This is a genomic window from Lonsdalea iberica, assembly GCF_002111585.1.
In the GTDB taxonomy this organism is placed as follows: Bacteria; Pseudomonadota; Gammaproteobacteria; order Enterobacterales; family Enterobacteriaceae; genus Lonsdalea; species Lonsdalea iberica.
This window is the reverse complement of record NZ_LUTP01000039.1, coordinates 14,273-29,781: the sequence shown is the minus strand read 5'-3', so window position 1 is coordinate 29,781 and position 15,509 is coordinate 14,273. Positions and strand designations below refer to the sequence as shown.

The 15,509-nt window shown below is 57.9% G+C and carries 14 protein-coding genes, 1 pseudogene and 1 riboswitch; of the genes and pseudogenes, 8 read left to right on the top strand and 7 right to left on the bottom strand.

Features of this window, described 5'->3' with window-relative positions; genetic code table 11:
• The first annotated feature begins 401 nt into the window (after positions 1–401).
• Both purH and purD read left to right on the top strand, forming a co-directional pair.
• Complete coding sequence (gene purH, locus AU511_RS13395; RefSeq protein WP_094101804.1) at positions 402–1,991, top strand: bifunctional phosphoribosylaminoimidazolecarboxamide formyltransferase/IMP cyclohydrolase; 1,590 nt, start codon at positions 402–404, stop codon at positions 1,989–1,991.
• Between the two features lie 18 nt (positions 1,992–2,009).
• Positions 2,010–3,302, top strand: coding sequence for a phosphoribosylamine--glycine ligase (gene purD / locus AU511_RS13390; protein ID WP_094109989.1), 1,293 nt, complete (start codon positions 2,010–2,012; stop codon positions 3,300–3,302).
• A 57-nt stretch (positions 3,303–3,359) separates the two neighbouring features.
• Here the strand turns inward: purD and AU511_RS13385 are convergent, their stop codons facing one another.
• The 6 genes from AU511_RS13385 to nudC all read right to left on the bottom strand — a co-directional run bounded on the left by AU511_RS13385 (position 3,360) and on the right by nudC (position 7,848).
• Positions 3,360–3,983, bottom strand: coding sequence for a DUF1481 domain-containing protein (locus AU511_RS13385; protein ID WP_338037663.1), 624 nt, complete (start codon positions 3,981–3,983; stop codon positions 3,360–3,362).
• 91 nt (positions 3,984–4,074) lie between these two features.
• On the bottom strand, positions 4,075–4,347 hold the full coding sequence (hupA, locus tag AU511_RS13380; RefSeq protein WP_012882985.1) for a nucleoid-associated protein HU-alpha: 273 nt from the start codon (positions 4,345–4,347) through the stop codon (positions 4,075–4,077).
• A 185-nt stretch (positions 4,348–4,532) separates the two neighbouring features.
• On the bottom strand, positions 4,533–5,123 hold the full coding sequence (locus tag AU511_RS13375) for a YjaG family protein (protein ID WP_094101801.1): 591 nt from the start codon (positions 5,121–5,123) through the stop codon (positions 4,533–4,535).
• Between the two features lie 88 nt (positions 5,124–5,211).
• Positions 5,212–5,889 carry a deoxyribonuclease V gene (gene nfi / locus AU511_RS13370; protein ID WP_094109987.1) on the bottom strand — a complete coding sequence of 226 codons (678 nt, stop codon included), beginning with the start codon at positions 5,887–5,889 and terminating at the stop codon, positions 5,212–5,214.
• The gene (hemE, locus tag AU511_RS13365) at positions 5,886–6,959 is read right to left on the bottom strand and encodes a uroporphyrinogen decarboxylase (protein ID WP_094109986.1); all 1,074 of its coding nucleotides are present in this window, start codon (positions 6,957–6,959) and stop codon (positions 5,886–5,888) included. Before hemE ends, nfi begins: the two co-directional genes overlap by 4 nt.
• A gap of 115 nt (positions 6,960–7,074) precedes the next feature.
• Positions 7,075–7,848 carry an NAD(+) diphosphatase gene (nudC, locus tag AU511_RS13360; protein WP_094109985.1) on the bottom strand — a complete coding sequence of 258 codons (774 nt, stop codon included), beginning with the start codon at positions 7,846–7,848 and terminating at the stop codon, positions 7,075–7,077.
• Between the two features lie 374 nt (positions 7,849–8,222).
• A riboswitch (TPP riboswitch) is annotated at positions 8,223–8,339 on the top strand.
• A 109-nt stretch (positions 8,340–8,448) separates the two neighbouring features.
• Between nudC and thiC the strand changes: the two genes are divergently transcribed.
• From thiC to thiH, 6 genes are read left to right on the top strand one after another with little or no spacing between them, the layout of a single operon-like run.
• Positions 8,449–10,365: a phosphomethylpyrimidine synthase ThiC gene (thiC, locus tag AU511_RS13355; protein WP_094109984.1), complete on the top strand. Its 1,917-nt coding sequence runs from the start codon at positions 8,449–8,451 to the stop codon at positions 10,363–10,365.
• Positions 10,365–11,009, top strand: a complete 645-nt coding sequence (gene thiE / locus AU511_RS13350) for a thiamine phosphate synthase (protein WP_094109983.1) — start codon at positions 10,365–10,367, stop codon at positions 11,007–11,009. The genes thiC and thiE overlap by 1 nt, the downstream gene beginning before the upstream one ends.
• A gap of 1 nt (position 11,010) precedes the next feature.
• Positions 11,011–11,760 (top strand): HesA/MoeB/ThiF family protein, encoded by a 750-nt coding sequence (locus tag AU511_RS13345; RefSeq protein ID WP_094109982.1) that lies wholly within the window; start codon positions 11,011–11,013, stop codon positions 11,758–11,760.
• A complete protein-coding gene (gene thiS / locus AU511_RS13340; protein ID WP_094109981.1) occupies positions 11,757–11,957 on the top strand; it encodes a sulfur carrier protein ThiS in 201 nt (66 codons plus the stop codon). Before AU511_RS13345 ends, thiS begins: the two co-directional genes overlap by 4 nt.
• Complete coding sequence (locus AU511_RS13335; RefSeq protein WP_094109980.1) at positions 11,958–12,743, top strand: thiazole synthase; 786 nt, start codon at positions 11,958–11,960, stop codon at positions 12,741–12,743.
• Positions 12,740–13,885: a 2-iminoacetate synthase ThiH gene (gene thiH, locus AU511_RS13330; protein WP_094109979.1), complete on the top strand. Its 1,146-nt coding sequence runs from the start codon at positions 12,740–12,742 to the stop codon at positions 13,883–13,885. The genes AU511_RS13335 and thiH overlap by 4 nt, the downstream gene beginning before the upstream one ends.
• 39 nt (positions 13,886–13,924) lie before the next feature.
• Here thiH and AU511_RS13325 read toward each other — a convergent pair.
• Positions 13,925–15,374 (bottom strand): annotated as a pseudogene (locus AU511_RS13325) (aminotransferase-like domain-containing protein).
• Positions 15,375–15,509: the final 135 nt, after the last annotated feature.

Genomic DNA, 15,509 nt, shown 5'->3' with positions numbered 1-15,509 from the left:
TATATTACGGATTCCGCCTTCGAAGTCAACGACTTTCTTCGTTTTTCTTCGACTGTCACCGCGTCGCGTTGTCCGCTGTGCCGTGTCAGTGAGAGCGCATTATAGGGACTTCCTCTCAGCCCGCAACCGGTATTTATCACAAATTTTGCCGTTTGCTGCATTCCACAGCAAAAGCCCGCCTTATACCTTTTTTTGCACAGAATTATCCACAGAGGAAGCGAAGGCTGAAATTTGACAAGCATCGCGCAAACGTTTTCGCTACAATTTCCCCTCTGAAAACCGGCCCCCGGTTGCGGGGGCATTAGCTGAATATTCATTTCAAAGCCCTGACTTAAGCTTTTAATCAGCAATATTCACATAACGCTCTCTGAATACGAACCTAGCCAAGGGATCACATCATCATGCAACAACATCGTCCTATCCGTCGTGCTTTGCTCAGTGTGTCTGACAAAGCCGGTATTGTTGAATTTGCTCAAGCGCTGTCTGAACGGGGCGTGGAGCTACTCTCTACGGGGGGCACCGCGCGGCTGCTAGCCGACGCAGGGTTGCCCGTGACGGAAGTTTCGGATTACACCGGATTTCCTGAGATGATGGACGGACGAGTCAAAACACTGCATCCCAAAGTGCACGGCGGGATTCTCGGTCGCCGAGGTCAGGACGACGCCGTCATGGCGCAACACAATATTCAGCCTATTGATATGGTTGTCGTGAACCTTTACCCATTCGCCCAAACGGTCGCTAAAGAGAACTGTACGTTGGCCGACGCCGTTGAAAACATCGATATCGGCGGCCCCACCATGGTGCGCTCAGCCGCCAAAAACCATAACGATGTCGCCATCGTGGTTAAAAGCGGGGATTACACCTCTATCATTCACGAGCTGGATTCACATGAAGGCTCGCTGACCTACGAAACCCGCTTTGATCTCGCGATCAAAGCGTTTGAACATACGGCTGCGTACGACAGCATGATCGCCAACTACTTCGGCACCCAGGTTCCCGCCTACCATGGGGACACGTCTCGCCCCGCGGGCCACTTCCCCCGCACGCTTAACCTGAACTTTATAAAAAAGCAGGATATGCGCTACGGCGAGAACGGCCACCAGCAAGCCGCTTTCTATATAGAAGAAGAGGTAAAGGAAGCCTCGGTCGCTACCGCAACCCAATTGCAGGGCAAGGCGCTGTCATACAACAACATCGCCGATACCGACGCAGCGCTGGAGTGCGTGAAAGAGTTCGCCGAACCTGCCTGTGTCATTCTGAAACATGCCAATCCTTGCGGCGTGGCTATTGGCGACTCGATTCTCGACGCCTATGAACGCGCCTACCAAACCGACCCGACATCAGCATTCGGCGGCATCATCGCATTCAACCGCGAGTTGGACGAAGCCACGGCGCAGGCCATTGTCAGCCGCCAGTTTGTCGAAGTGATTATCGCACCATCGGTCAGCGATGCTGCGCTGCGGATCACCGCCGCCAAACAGAACGTCCGTGTGCTCACCTGCGGACAATGGCAGCAACATATTCCCAGCCTGGACTTCAAACGCGTTAACGGCGGTTTGCTCGTGCAGGACCGCGACCTCGGCATGGTTGAAGCTTCACAACTGCGGGTGGTCACGGAACGTCAGCCTACCGAAGCGGAGCTACGAGATGCCTTGTTCTGCTGGAAGGTGGCGAAATTCGTCAAATCCAACGCCATCGTCTATGCCCGCGACAATATGACCATCGGCATAGGCGCAGGCCAGATGAGCCGCGTTTATTCCGCCAAGATCGCCGGTATCAAAGCCGAGGACGAAGGATTAGTGGTCGAAGGCTCCGTCATGGCCTCCGATGCCTTCTTCCCGTTCCGTGACGGCATTGATGCCGCTGCCGCTGTGGGCATTACCTGCGTCATTCAGCCGGGCGGCTCCATCCGCGACGACGAGGTGGTCGCCGCCGCCAATGAACACGGCATTGCTATGCTATTTACCGACATGCGTCATTTCCGCCATTAATCCGGAGCGAGGCTCACCATGAATATTTTAATTATCGGCAACGGCGGGCGCGAACATGCGCTGGCTTGGAAAGCCGCGCAATCTCCCCTGGCGGATAAAGTGTTCGTCGCGCCCGGCAATGCGGGCACCGCATTGGAGCCGTCGCTGGAAAATGTCGACATTGCCGCAACGGACATTCCGGCGCTGCTCGACTTCGCGAAGAAAAGTGATATCGGTCTGACTATCGTCGGACCGGAAGCGCCGCTGGTCATCGGTATCGTCGATGCCTTCCGTGCGGCGCAGTTGCCCATTTTCGGCCCGACTCAGGCGGCTGCGCAGCTCGAAGGCTCTAAAGCCTTCACGAAAGACTTCTTGGCGCGTCATCACATTCCTACGGCGGAATACCAGAACTTCACCGACGTTGAACCAGCGCTTGCTTATCTCCGCGAGAAAGGCGCTCCCATCGTTATTAAGGCCGATGGTCTGGCCGCCGGCAAAGGCGTCATCGTCGCCATGACGCTGGAAGAAGCCGAAAATGCCGTGACGGATATGCTGGCAGGCAACGCATTCGGCGACGCAGGACACCGTGTTGTCGTCGAAGAGTTTTTGGATGGGGAAGAAGCCAGCTTTATCGTCATGGTCGACGGCGAGCATGTGCTGCCGATGGCCACCAGCCAGGATCATAAGCGCGTAAGTAACGGCGATTCTGGCCCCAACACCGGCGGCATGGGCGCCTACTCTCCGGCACCAGTGGTGACCGACGAGATCCACCAACGCGTGATGGACCAGATTATTTGGCCGACCGTTAAGGGCATGGCGGCGGAAGGGAACGTCTACACCGGCTTCCTTTACGCGGGGCTGATGATCTCCAGCGACGGTCAACCTAAGGTCATCGAATTCAACTGCCGCTTCGGCGATCCGGAAACACAGCCGATCATGCTGCGTATGCGCTCCGATCTAGTCGCGCTTTGCCTGGCGGCCTGTGACGGCAAGCTGGATGAACAGCGTTCCGAGTGGGATGAGCGTCCTTCTTTGGGCGTGGTTCTTGCCGCCGGCGGATATCCAGCTGATTATCGCAAAGGCGACATCATTTCAGGCTTGAGAACCTCGGAAACGGCAGACGGCAAAGTGTTTCATGCTGGTACCGCGCTGAAGGGCGATGACGTGGTGACCAATGGTGGACGAGTCCTGTGCGTGACGGCGCTGGGCGCCAGCGTGAAAGACGCTCAGCGTAATGCCTATGCACTCGCGAAAGGTATTCGTTGGGAAGGCGCTTTCTGTCGTACCGACATCGGTTACCGGGCTATCGACCGCGAACAGTCGCACTCCTGATGTCTTAGCATAATGGGTGAGCCTACTTCCGGGGGCTCACTTTAACTCGCACCGTTCTTAGTCGCTTTGTAGCGAATCCGCCGTGGGCTCCCAGCGGCAAAAATCTTCATTGGCAACCAGCAAAAGCTGCGTTCCTTCCCGCGACTCCAGCCAGGCAATGCTTAATGGGACGGCAGATCGCTGCTGGCGCTGCGCTATCCGTTGCGAGGCTCTGTGGTCCAGGCTGGGACGAATGCGTTGACCGCTGCAAGTCACTACCACCCCGTCCTGCCACTGGCCTTGCTTCAATTGAACGTTCCCCGTACGCATGACGTCGCTCATTTCCAGAAGCCTGCCCGCGTCAAACTGATACAGCGCGATATCATCATCGGATAGGGGTTCACGGCGGTCGGGTAGCTGACGCTGCATATAACTGACGGCACCTTTGGCATCAAAACGCAGGCGTACGTCCTCTTTGTCAGGCGCGCTCTTGCTTTGCGTGATCTCACGCACGGCGTTCTGACGGAAGTGGTATCGGGTGATTTGGGTGCTGTGGCCATTAAACGGGCTGAAGACCGTCATCAGTGCCGTTTGCTGCTGAGCCGGGTCGTCTTTGCGCCACACGCGCATTACGCCACGGTCAGAGAGGTATCCCCCGGCATACAACGCAGAGGGTGGCGAGTGGGAGCTGCAAGAAACCACCAGGGCGGCTACGCTCCCAATCGCAGTACGTTTAAGAAAAAGCAAAAGGGGCGATATCGCCCCTCTGTTCAAACCTTTTCTTAGCATGCGCTTATTTTACAGCGTCTTTCAGTGCTTTACCGGAAACAAATGCAGGCACGTTGGCAGCTGCGATTTTGATTTCTTTACCCGTCTGCGGGTTGCGGCCAGTGCGTTCGTTACGATGATTGACTTTGAAAGTACCAAAACCAACTAATTGTACTGCATCACCTTCTTTCAGAGACTCAGTAATTGCCGCCAGAGTAGCTTCCAATGCAGCTTTAGCCTGGGTCTTGGAAAGGTCAGCCTTGTCAGCAATTACATCAATCAGTTGAGTCTTATTCATAAGTTATCCTTACAGTGTGTTTATCGCTTGCTAAGCATCGAGTGCGACGGAAATGCCATTAGAGCACTCTCCTGCATATACGCACCGACAGCCACTTTTTTTACGCCCCCCAAATGTAGACCAGACGGGGTGCGGTGTGAAGCCCTTAGAGCGGCCATTTAAGACCTTAAATCACGTTTTACCGGTTATTGATATAAATTTATCCCAATATTGCTGCTTCCCGCCTCGCGCAAATCTGCGCGAAGGCCTTTGATCAGCTCGATATCACGCTCTTCACAGGCCGCCAACAGGCGGAAGATCTCCCACTGGAGATCCCATTCTTCTTCAACGGCAGGAATGGCGTTGAGTTCCTCATCCGTCATTTCTCTGCCAGCCTGAGTCATCTCAAGCATTGCTACCGTCCTGATCGAGGTTTCACTAATCACGATAGCATGCGACAGCGTTTCACCACTCAAGCGAGAGTGAATTAACTCGCCCAAAGCGATGCAGGCATCAATCGCTGGATAGACCCCGTAAAGATCGTAGTCTTCAGCGGATGGAACCGCATCCTCCAGCTTTTCCAACTGAAGGTCAAAGTTAACCTTAGCATCTTTGACCACCAGTGTTTCCCAAATCAGATCGAGGATGCGACGGTATACCTGCGCATCGCCAAATTCCGTCTGGCGGCAGAACTCATGGTAGTTGGGATACATGCGTTCACAGAGGCTCGCCATGAAAGTGACATGCTGCCAGCTTTCCAGTTTCTCCAGACGCAAATGAATGGGATTACGTAACATGTTTTATCTCTAACGTGACGGACCGCAGTGTAGCCAAAAACGGCCAGCGGCCCTATTCCTGAATTCCTAAAAACGCTGGCGCGATTATCTACAGTGTTTGCTGATGTTGCCAGCGCTGAAATGCAATTCGGTTTGACGCCGCCGCATCGGCCCATCGCGTGGGCTCCGGCAAACGGTAGCCGCGCATGCAGCGTTTCACCCACAACAACGCCGTTTCCGAACCGACCCGATGCCCGGTTGAAACGAACAGCGGGTTGCAGCGTGATTTACTTCGCCATACCCAACCCACCTGTTCGCCTTTGTCCAAAAGTGGCTGCTGACTGCCGACCTCGGCGTCCAGCGGAGCATAGTGACCACACAGACGGCGTTTGGCCACGCCGATGGTGGGGACGTCGACCATCAGCCCGAAATGGCTGGCAACGCCCAGACGGCGAGGATGGGAAATACCGTGACCGTCCACAAACAGCAGGTCCGGCGGTTGACGCAGTGCTTGCCACGCAGCCATCAGCGCGGGCGCCTCGCGAAAGGAGAGCAGCCCTGGAATATAAGGCATCGTCGTAGGGATACGCGCGATCTGATACTCCACCAGCTCAAGCGACGGATAGGCTAATACGGCTATCGCCGCCCGGGTCACCGTGCCCTCCTGCTCAAACCCGACGTCCGCGCCGGCTATCAACGCCGGCTGTCCAAATGGGAGCGCATCATATCGGACGACCTGAGCCGCCTTGATCAACTGTTCAGCCCGAAGAGACTGAGTGTCAATCATGCTTTCTCCTGATGGTAAGGCCGGGACAGTCGGTGCACTGCGTCCACGAATGCCCCGGCGTGTTCCGGCGGGACATCCTGATGGATACCGTGACCGAGGTTGAAAATGTGGCCGTTGCCCGGACCAAAACCATCCAAAATGGTGCTCACTTCCTGTTCGATACGCGCAGGGGGGGCATAAAGCATGGACGGGTCCATATTGCCCTGCAGCGCAACCTTATCGCCTACACGACGACGAGCATCGGCGATGTCCGTTGTCCAATCCAGGCCCAGCGCGTCGCAGCCGGTTTCCACCATGGCTTCCAGCCACTGCCCGCCGCCTTTCGTGAACAGCGTCACCGGTACACGGCGGCCCTCATGCTCTCGCAGCAGGCCATCCACGATCTTGTGCATGTAATGCAGCGAGAATTCGCGATAATCCCGCCCGCTCAGCGCGCCGCCCCAGGTATCGAAAATCATGACCGCCTGAGCGCCCGCTTTGATTTGTGCGTTCAGGTAAAGCGTGACGCTGTCCGCCAGCTTGTCCAACAGCAGGTGCAGCGTACGGGGTTCGGCGAACAGCATTTTTTTGATCACGGTAAACGCTTTGCTGCTGCCGCCTTCAACCATATAGGTCGCCAGCGTCCACGGGCTGCCGGAAAAACCGATCAGCGGGACTTCGCCCGCCAGATTACGGCGGATGGTGCGCACGGCGTTCATCACATAGCCCAGTTCCTGCTCGGGGTCGGGAATGGGCAGTGCCGCAACGTCGGCATGGCTTCTCAGCGGATAACTGAAACGGGGGCCTTCACCCGCTTCGAAATAGAGTCCCAATCCCATCGCATCGGGGATCGTCAGAATATCGGAGAACAGAATGGCCGCGTCCAGCGCATAGCGGCGCAGCGGCTGCAGCGTGACTTCGCAGGCCAGCTCGGCATTCTTGCACAACGACATAAAATCTCCGGCCTCCGCGCGCGTCGCTTTGTATTCCGGCAGATAACGACCAGCCTGACGCATCATCCAAACGGGCGTGACATCAACGGGCTGACGTAACAGAGCGCGTAAATAGCGATCGTTTTTAAGGTCGGTCATGATCTTTTCCTTTTGGCGCCTGAACGGCAGGCGCGCAGGTCACTGGGGTCTGGGTATATCAGGCGGCAGTGTAGCGGGTTGATTCCTCTCAGGCTACACGCGTGAGGCAGACGGATTAGTCGTCCGCCTCACGACACAGCACCACCGTATCTTCTATCAAGCGGCGCGCCACGGTTCCCGCCGGCGGCAGGATTGGCAGTTTATCGTAACGGAACCAGGCAGCATCACGGAGCTCGGAGGGATCGTGACGCAGTTCGCCGTCGGCATACTCCGCAATATAGGCCATCATCAGAGAATGGGGGAACGGCCAGGGCTGAGAACTCACATATTGGAGGTTTTTAATGCGAATATTGCTCTCTTCCATGACTTCCCGGGCTACCGCCTGTTCAAGCGTTTCACCCAGTTCAACAAACCCGGCCAGCGCAGTGTACATATTGCCCCGGTGGCGGACATGCTGCGCCAGCAAAATTTCGCTGCCGCGGCGGATTGCTACGATGACGCAGGGCGCAATTTGGGGATAGTAACGCTCCCGGCAGTGGCCGCACAGGCAGGCCAGCTCGGTCTTGCTGTGGTGCATCTTATGACCGCAGTAGCCGCAGAAACGGTGGGCGCGATAAAACTCGGCCAACTGAACTCCCCGGCCGGCCAACTGAAACAGCCCGCCCTCCACGTCCAGCAGCTGGCGCAGCGACCCCATCTCTTCAGTCATAGTCTGGCGCACCAGCCAGACGGGTTCGCCCTGCCACTCGCCAATCCGGCGTGCCGGACGCGTTTTCAGTCCCCATTGGCAGGAAGATCCTTGCGGTAACCTCCCCTGAGGCAGCCAAATCTGATTATTCTCGCTGACAACCCACCAGCCGTGCTCTTCACCTGTTAACGTTACTTCCATCTTTTCTTTCGCCCTCTGTCACCGAGTCTATGGCTATGATATGTAGATATAGACAACATTAATGCATATAAATCAGACGCTCTACGCTTTAGCACCATACCACGCCATAGAAAGTCGCTCCGTCGTTCTCTCTCCTCGCCGCTTTCAATCCGCAATCACCTATTTCACTGAAATTGCTCGCAAGAAGGATGATTTATCGCATATTTCGCGAAAAATAAGGCCACTGTCAGTAACAGGCAGCGTCTATCGTCCCGACGCTTGATGCCCTGTCAAAGTCACGTACATTGGCTCCGCCCGTCGTCGATCCGCGCCTTTGACAGTGACGCATTGCCAGCATAAAGTGTAGGCGATTGACCTCGCCCAACCCACCGGGCGTTATCTTGTCGGAGTGCCCAGCGTCGCGGCTACGCGTGCGGGCTGAGACCGTTAATTCGGGATCCGCGGAACCTGATCAGGTTAAAACCTGCGAAGGGAACAAGAGTAAACTTCATCCTTTTCCCCACACAAATCCACTGTTGTCCGGGGAAAAAGAGACTTCTCCATTACTCCATCCGAACTCCAGACAAGCAATGTTTCCTTCTAGCCAAACAGGAATTTGCTATGTCTACAGAAAAAAAAACCGCAGGACGCCGCGAACAACGCGCCTCCGCCCAACGTTTTATCGACGAGGTGCGGGGAACGTCTTTTCCACAATCACGGCGTATTTACCTAACCGGCTCACGGCCTGACATCCGCGTCCCGCTGCGGGAAATCCAACTCACTCCCACGCGGCTCGGGGGGCATAGTGACGCACCCCGCTACGAAACGAATGAACCGCTACCGGTCTACGACACCGCCGGACCTTATGGCGATCCCGACGCCGTCCCTGATGTGCGCCGCGGACTGGCTCGCCTGAGAACCGCCTGGATTGAAGAACGCGGCGATACGGAACGATTATCCCAGCTCAGCTCCGGATTTACTCAGCAGCGCCTGGCCGATGTCGGTCTGGACCACCTGCGCTTCGAGCACCTGCCCCAGCCCCGTCGCGCACAGGCCGGTCGACGGGTAACCCAGCTGCACTATGCCCGCCGGGGGGTCATCACGCCGGAGATGGAGTTCATCGCCCTGCGGGAAAATATGGGGCGCGATCGTGTGTCTAGCCCGACGCTGCGCCAGCAACACCCCGGCCAAAGTTTTGGCGCCCATCTGCCGCAAAGCATCACACCCGAGTTTGTTCGTCAGGAAGTGGCCGCTGGACGCGCAATCATTCCCGCCAACATCAACCATCCTGAATCCGAGCCGATGATCATCGGCCGAAACTTTCTGGTGAAAGTGAACGCCAATATCGGCAATTCCGCAGTCACCTCTTCTATCGAAGAAGAGGTGGAAAAGCTGGTGTGGTCTACCCGCTGGGGGGCCGACACCGTGATGGATCTCTCCACCGGCCGCTACATCCATGAAACGCGCGAGTGGATCCTGCGCAATAGCCCGGTGCCTATCGGTACAGTGCCGATTTACCAGGCGCTGGAAAAGGTCAACGGCATCGCGGAAAACCTGACGTGGGAGATGTTCCGCGACACCCTGCTGGAACAGGCCGAACAGGGCGTCGACTACTTCACCATCCACGCCGGCGTGCTGCTACGCTATGTGCCGATGACCGCTAAGCGCCTGACCGGCATCGTCTCACGCGGCGGCTCCATCATGGCGAAGTGGTGCCTGTCGCATCATAAAGAGAACTTCCTGTACGAACACTTCCGCGAGATATGTGACATCTGCAGTGCCTACGATATCGCCCTTTCGTTGGGCGACGGCCTGCGGCCCGGCTCGATTCTGGACGCCAACGACGAAGCGCAGTTCGCTGAATTGCATACGCTGGGTGAACTGACCCACATCGCCTGGGAGTACGACGTGCAGGTGATGATTGAAGGTCCCGGTCATGTGCCAATGCAGATGATCCGCCGCAATATGACCGAAGAGCTGGCACACTGCCACGAGGCGCCTTTTTACACTCTCGGCCCACTTACTACAGATATCGCGCCGGGCTATGACCACTTCACCTCCGGTATCGGCGCCGCCATGATCGGCTGGTTCGGCTGCGCGATGTTGTGTTATGTGACGCCGAAAGAGCACCTTGGGCTGCCGAACAAAGAGGATGTGAAACAGGGACTGATCACGTACAAGATCGCCGCGCACGCGGCGGATCTGGCGAAAGGGCATCCGGGGGCGCAGATCCGCGACAACGCGATGTCGAAGGCTCGCTTCGAATTTCGCTGGGAGGACCAATTCAATCTGGCGTTGGACCCGGAGACGGCGCGAGCCTACCACGATGAGACGTTGCCGCAGGAATCCGGCAAGGTCGCTCACTTCTGCTCTATGTGCGGCCCGAAATTTTGCTCCATGAAAATCTCCCAGGAGGTTCGAGACTATGCCGCGCAACAGCAGGCAGAGGCGCAGCCGATTGACGTCGGCATGGCGCAGATGTCGGCTGAATTCCACGCTCACGGCAGTGAGCTGTACGTTCCGCAGGAGGATGCCTGATGAATGGCCCCCTGCTTTCATTTCCCACCGTGGGATCACGGCTGGGACTCTATCCTGTCGTCGATAGCGTTTCGTGGATTGAACGACTGCTCCGTGTGGGCGTGAAAACCCTGCAACTGCGGATCAAAGGCCAGCCGGACGATCGGGTTGAAGCCGCCGTGATTCAAACGATCGCTCTCGCCCGTCGCTATCAGGCACGCCTGTTCATCAACGACCACTGGCAGCTGGCCGTGAAACATCAGGCCTACGGCGTCCATCTAGGCCAGGAGGATTTGGATACCGCCGATCTGAATGCGATCCGCCGCGCCGGACTGCGGCTGGGTGTCTCAACCCATAATGATAACGAGCTGGCGCGCGCCGTCGCCATCGCGCCTTCCTACATCGCGCTGGGGCATATTTTTCCGACTCAGACCAAACAGATGCCGTCAACGCCTCAGGGACTGGCCGAACTGGCGCGTCATATCAGTGAACTGTCGGGCCGTTTTCCTACAGTCGCTATCGGCGGCATCAGCATCGAACGAGCCCCATCAGTATTGGCGACAGGCGTCGGCAGCATCGCCGTCGTGAGCGCCATCACTCAGGCGGCGGACTGGCGACAGGCGACCGAGACCTTGCTACGTCTGATCGAAAGTCAGGAGTTGTAACATGTTAAACGATAGTGAATTTATGCGTTATGGCCGCCAGCTGTTGTTGGACGATATCGGCCCCGAGGGTCAGCTGCGGCTGGCTAACGCCACCGTGTTGCTGGTCGGTCTCGGTGGTCTGGGCGCGCCCTGTGCGCTCTATCTGGCGGCCGCGGGCGTCGGCCGGCTGCTGCTGGCGGATCACGACACGCTGCATCTCTCCAACCTGCAACGCCAAGTGCTCTATCGCACTGAGGATATCGCGCAACCTAAAGCGATGCTGGCCCAGCGCCAGCTTCAGGCGCTAAACCCGGACATTGCGATCGAAGCATTACACATGCGGCTGGAAGGCGAGGCGCTGGCTAAAGCGGTCAGCCGCGTCGATCTGGTGCTGGACTGTAGCGACAACATGGCGACGCGCCATGACGTCAACGCCGCCTGCGTACGGGCCGCAAAACCGTTAGTGAGCGCCAGCGCCGTCGGCTTCGGCGGCCAACTGCTGGTGCTGACGCCCCCTTACCTTCACGGCTGCTACGCCTGCCTTTATCCGGATGCGAACGAGCCTGCACGCAACTGCCGCACCGCCGGCGTGCTGGGGCCGGTCGTTGGTGTCATGGGTACGCTGCAAGCGCTAGAAACCATCAAACTGCTGTGCGGACTGACCTCAACCTTGGACGGCAAGCTGAAGCTGTTCGACGCTCGCCAGCAGCAGTGGAATACCTTGCAGCTCACCCCCGCCGCGAGCTGCCCGGTCTGTGGGAGCGCCGTATGAAGATTCGTATCAACGAGGAAGCCATCACGCTGGACGAACCGATCAGCGTGGAACGACTGCTGCAACGGGTGGATCGTCTGCAGCCGGGCACCGCGCTGGCGATCAACCAGTTCGTCATCCCTCGTCCCGACTGGCGCGATTGTCAGGTGCAGGACGGGGACGACATTTTGCTTTTTCAGGCGATAGCAGGAGGATAAATGCTCACCATCGCAGAGACCCCATTCGCATCCCGGCTGCTGGCAGGCACCGGTAAGTTCGCCAGCGCCGAGATCATGAGCGCGGCGCTACAGGCAGCAGGTTCCCAACTGGTCACGCTAGCGATGAAACGCGTTAGCCTTTCCGGCGGCAGTGATGCGCTTCTGGCGCCGCTACAGCGCCTGGGGGTACAGCTATTGCCGAATACCTCGGGGGCCAAAACGGCGGAGGAAGCGGTCTTCGCCGCCCATCTAGCTCGGGAAGCGCTGGGAACCCGCTGGATCAAGCTCGAAATTCATCCCGATATGAAATACCTGCTGCCCGACCCGGTGGAAACGCTGAAGGCCGCGGAACAGCTGGTAAAAGAAGGGTTTATCGTGCTGCCCTACTGCGGCGCCGATCCGGTGCTGTGCAAGCGACTAGAAGCCGCCGGCTGTGCTGCGGTCATGCCGCTGGGAGCGCCGATCGGCTCTAATCAGGGGCTGCAAACGCGCGATTTCCTGCGGATCATCATCGAACAAACACAGATACCCGTCATCATCGACGCGGGGATCGGCGCGCCCAGTCAGGCTGCCGAGGCTATAGAGATGGGCGCGGATGCCGTACTGGTCAATACGGCGATGGCCGTCGCCCGCGACCCGGTCAGCATGGCCCGCGCCTTTCGGCTGGCCGTTGAGGCTGGCGCGCTGGCGGCGGAGTCCGGCTTGGGTGCGCGTCAATCCCACGCCAGCGCCACCAGCCCCCTGACCGGTTTTCTGCAACAGCCTCAAACGGGAGCAAGCTCATGAGCGAAGGATTTTATCGCCGCTGGCAGACGCTCGACTGGGACGACCTCCGTTGTCGCATCAACAGTAAAACGTCTGCCGACGTCATCCGCGCATTAAACACCGACCGGCCCGATCGCGACGATTTTATGGCGTTGATTTCGCCCGCCGCGGCAGGCTACCTCGAACCGCTGGCTCAGCGCGCCCAGCGTCTTACCCGCCAGCGCTTCGGCAATACGGTGGGATTCTACGTTCCGCTCTATTTGTCCAACCTGTGCGCCAACGACTGCACCTATTGCGGGTTTTCGATGAGCAATCGGATTAAGCGCAAGATCCTGAATGACGAGGAAATACAGCGAGAGTGCCGTGCGATCCGCCAGCTTGGGTTCGACCAACTGCTGCTGGTTGCTGGCGAACATCAGGGCAAGGTGGGGATGGACTACTTTCGGCGCGTGCTGCCGCTGATCAGGCCGCACTTCAGCGCGCTGATGATGGAGGTGCAGCCGCTGTCGACGGAAGAGTATGCCGAGCTAAAGACGCTGGGGCTGGACGGCGTGATGGTCTATCAGGAAACCTATCACGCGCCGACCTACGCGCGACATCACCTGCGGGGACGCAAACAGCATTTCGCCTGGCGGCTGTATACGCCGGATCGTCTCGGCGCGGCAGGGATCGACAAGATCGGCCTCGGCGCTTTGATCGGCCTGTCGGACAGCTGGCGCGCGGACTGCTATATGCTGGCGGAACATCTACTCGACCTGCAACAACGTTACTGGCAGAGCCGCTTCTCGCTCTCGTTTCCACGCCTGCGCCCTTGTGCGGGAGGTATTGAACCGGCATCTTTGATGGACGAGGCGCAGCTGATGCAGACGATCTGCGCGTTTCGGCTGCTGGCACCGGACGTGGAGCTGTCGCTGTCCACGCGCGAGTCGCCTTTCTTTCGCGACCATATGGTGCCTATCGCCATCAACAGCGTCAGTGCGTTCTCCAAGACGCAGCCGGGAGGCTATGCCGACAACCATCCGGAGCTGGAGCAGTTCGCCCCCCATGATGCCCGACGGCCGGAGGCGGTGGCAGACGCCATGACCCGCGCTGGCTTGCAGCCCGTGTGGAAAGATTGGGACGGCTATCTGGGAAGAACCCGCGTCCCATCGCATCGCGAGTAAACTCACCGCGATGTCTTGAACGCCGGACATCGCGGTCCCTCATCTTCGCTCTCTCCGGGATCCAGCTTTACAGGCAAGCGCCATCTCCCGCTCAATTTCTTCCCCAATCATCTTCAACGCCCTTTCCGTTTTCTCTGTGCAGGGCAACGCATAGTTCAGACGCAGGCAGTTGCGATATTTACCCGAGGCAGAGAACAGCGAACCGACGGCGACCTGCGTATCGCGTTCAGCCAGACGACGATTCAATCGGATGCCGTCGAAGGCCTCCGGCAGTTCGATCCACATCAAAAATCCACCCTGCGGTCGGCTGACGCACAACCCCTCGGGAAAATAGTGGCGGACAAAGCTGGTGAAGCGGCACTGATTGCGCTGATACTGCGTGCGCATTCGCCGCAGATGCGGCAGGTAATGCCCCAGACGGATAAATTCGGCGACCGCCGCCTGCGTCTGGATAACGCCGCCGCCGCTGTTCACATATTTCATATGCAACACGCGGTCGAAATACCGCCCCGGCGCGACCCAGCCAACCCTCAGGCCCGGCGCTATGACTTTTGAAAAGGAGCTGCACAACAGTACGCGCCCATCGTCATCCAACGATTTTAAAGTCATCGGCCGCGGATACTCGTAAGCCAGCTCCCCGTAGACGTCATCTTCAATCACGGCGATATCAAAACGCTGCGCCAGCGTCATCAATCCCCCGCTTCCGCGCCTCCGGCATAATAAAGCCCAGCGGATTATTGCAGTTCGGCACCACAAACACGGCCTTGATCGGCCACTGATCCAGCGCTAATTCCAGCGCTTCCAGACTAAGACCGTTGACAGAATCCGTCGGAATTTCAATGACCTTTACCCCATAACTCCGCAGCGTCTGCATCATCCCGTAAAAAGTAGGGGATTCGACAGCGATAATATCGCCCGGCTGACAAACCGCCCGTAGGCACAGAAACAGCGCTTCCTGACACCCTGTAGTCGTGACAATCTCATCGGCGCTCAGCCTGCAACCGCCGTCGACACCCAGACGCGCAATTTGCTCCCGCAATGCCGTCACGCCGAGCAAACCACCGTACTGCAATAGCGAGGCGTCCTGCTTCATGCCTTGTCGGCTGATGATTTTCCATAACGGTTTGAGGCTGGTCGACGTGACGTCCGGCATGCCGCTGCCCAACGGCATGACATCGCTTTCCTCCCGCTCGTCCAGCAACCCCCGCACCGCGTCCCAATGGGTAATTTCGACCGGGCGCTGTGCCGGGCGCGTCATCGCAGGAACCGGCGGCGATGCATAATGCGTAGAGACAAAGTAACCCGAGCGCGGCTGCGGGAAAATCAGCATCTGCTCTTCCAGCAGATGGTAAGCCTGCTGGACCGTACTAATGCTGACGCCATGCTCCTGCGAGAGGATTCTGACCGACGGCAGACGTTCTCCCGGCCGATACAGCCCTTGTTGAATGCGCTGCGCCAGCAGGGTGGCGAGGTGCTGATAGCGAGTCATGAAAGTATCCTACCCCGAGGCGTTATCAGGCGATAACCAGTACAGATTGACATAAAAACTCCCATTCAGAGTCATACAACCCTCTTCTGTATGGTCAATAAACTGCGTTTGTGCATCTGTATTGTTTTCGGTCGC

What these genes read in the sequence shown, in the direction of transcription:
- AU511_RS13375 (WP_094101801.1), bottom strand. Translation starts at nt 5,123, where the DNA reads ATGTTACGTAATCCCATTCATTTGCGTCTGGAGAAACTGGAAAGCTGG.
- hemE (WP_094109986.1), bottom strand. Translation starts at nt 6,959, where the DNA reads ATGACCGACCTTAAAAACGATCGCTATTTACGCGCTCTGTTACGTCAG.
- purD (WP_094109989.1), top strand. Translation starts at nt 2,010, where the DNA reads ATGAATATTTTAATTATCGGCAACGGCGGGCGCGAACATGCGCTGGCT.
- thiC (WP_094109984.1), top strand. Translation starts at nt 8,449, where the DNA reads ATGTCTACAGAAAAAAAAACCGCAGGACGCCGCGAACAACGCGCCTCC.
- purH (WP_094101804.1), top strand. Translation starts at nt 402, where the DNA reads ATGCAACAACATCGTCCTATCCGTCGTGCTTTGCTCAGTGTGTCTGAC.
- AU511_RS13335 (WP_094109980.1), top strand. Translation starts at nt 11,958, where the DNA reads ATGCTCACCATCGCAGAGACCCCATTCGCATCCCGGCTGCTGGCAGGC.
- nudC (WP_094109985.1), bottom strand. Translation starts at nt 7,848, where the DNA reads ATGGAAGTAACGTTAACAGGTGAAGAGCACGGCTGGTGGGTTGTCAGC.
- thiH (WP_094109979.1), top strand. Translation starts at nt 12,740, where the DNA reads ATGAGCGAAGGATTTTATCGCCGCTGGCAGACGCTCGACTGGGACGAC.
- thiE (WP_094109983.1), top strand. Translation starts at nt 10,365, where the DNA reads ATGAATGGCCCCCTGCTTTCATTTCCCACCGTGGGATCACGGCTGGGA.
- nfi (WP_094109987.1), bottom strand. Translation starts at nt 5,889, where the DNA reads ATGATTGACACTCAGTCTCTTCGGGCTGAACAGTTGATCAAGGCGGCT.
- AU511_RS13345 (WP_094109982.1), top strand. Translation starts at nt 11,011, where the DNA reads ATGTTAAACGATAGTGAATTTATGCGTTATGGCCGCCAGCTGTTGTTG.
- thiS (WP_094109981.1), top strand. Translation starts at nt 11,757, where the DNA reads ATGAAGATTCGTATCAACGAGGAAGCCATCACGCTGGACGAACCGATC.
- hupA (WP_012882985.1), bottom strand. Translation starts at nt 4,347, where the DNA reads ATGAATAAGACTCAACTGATTGATGTAATTGCTGACAAGGCTGACCTT.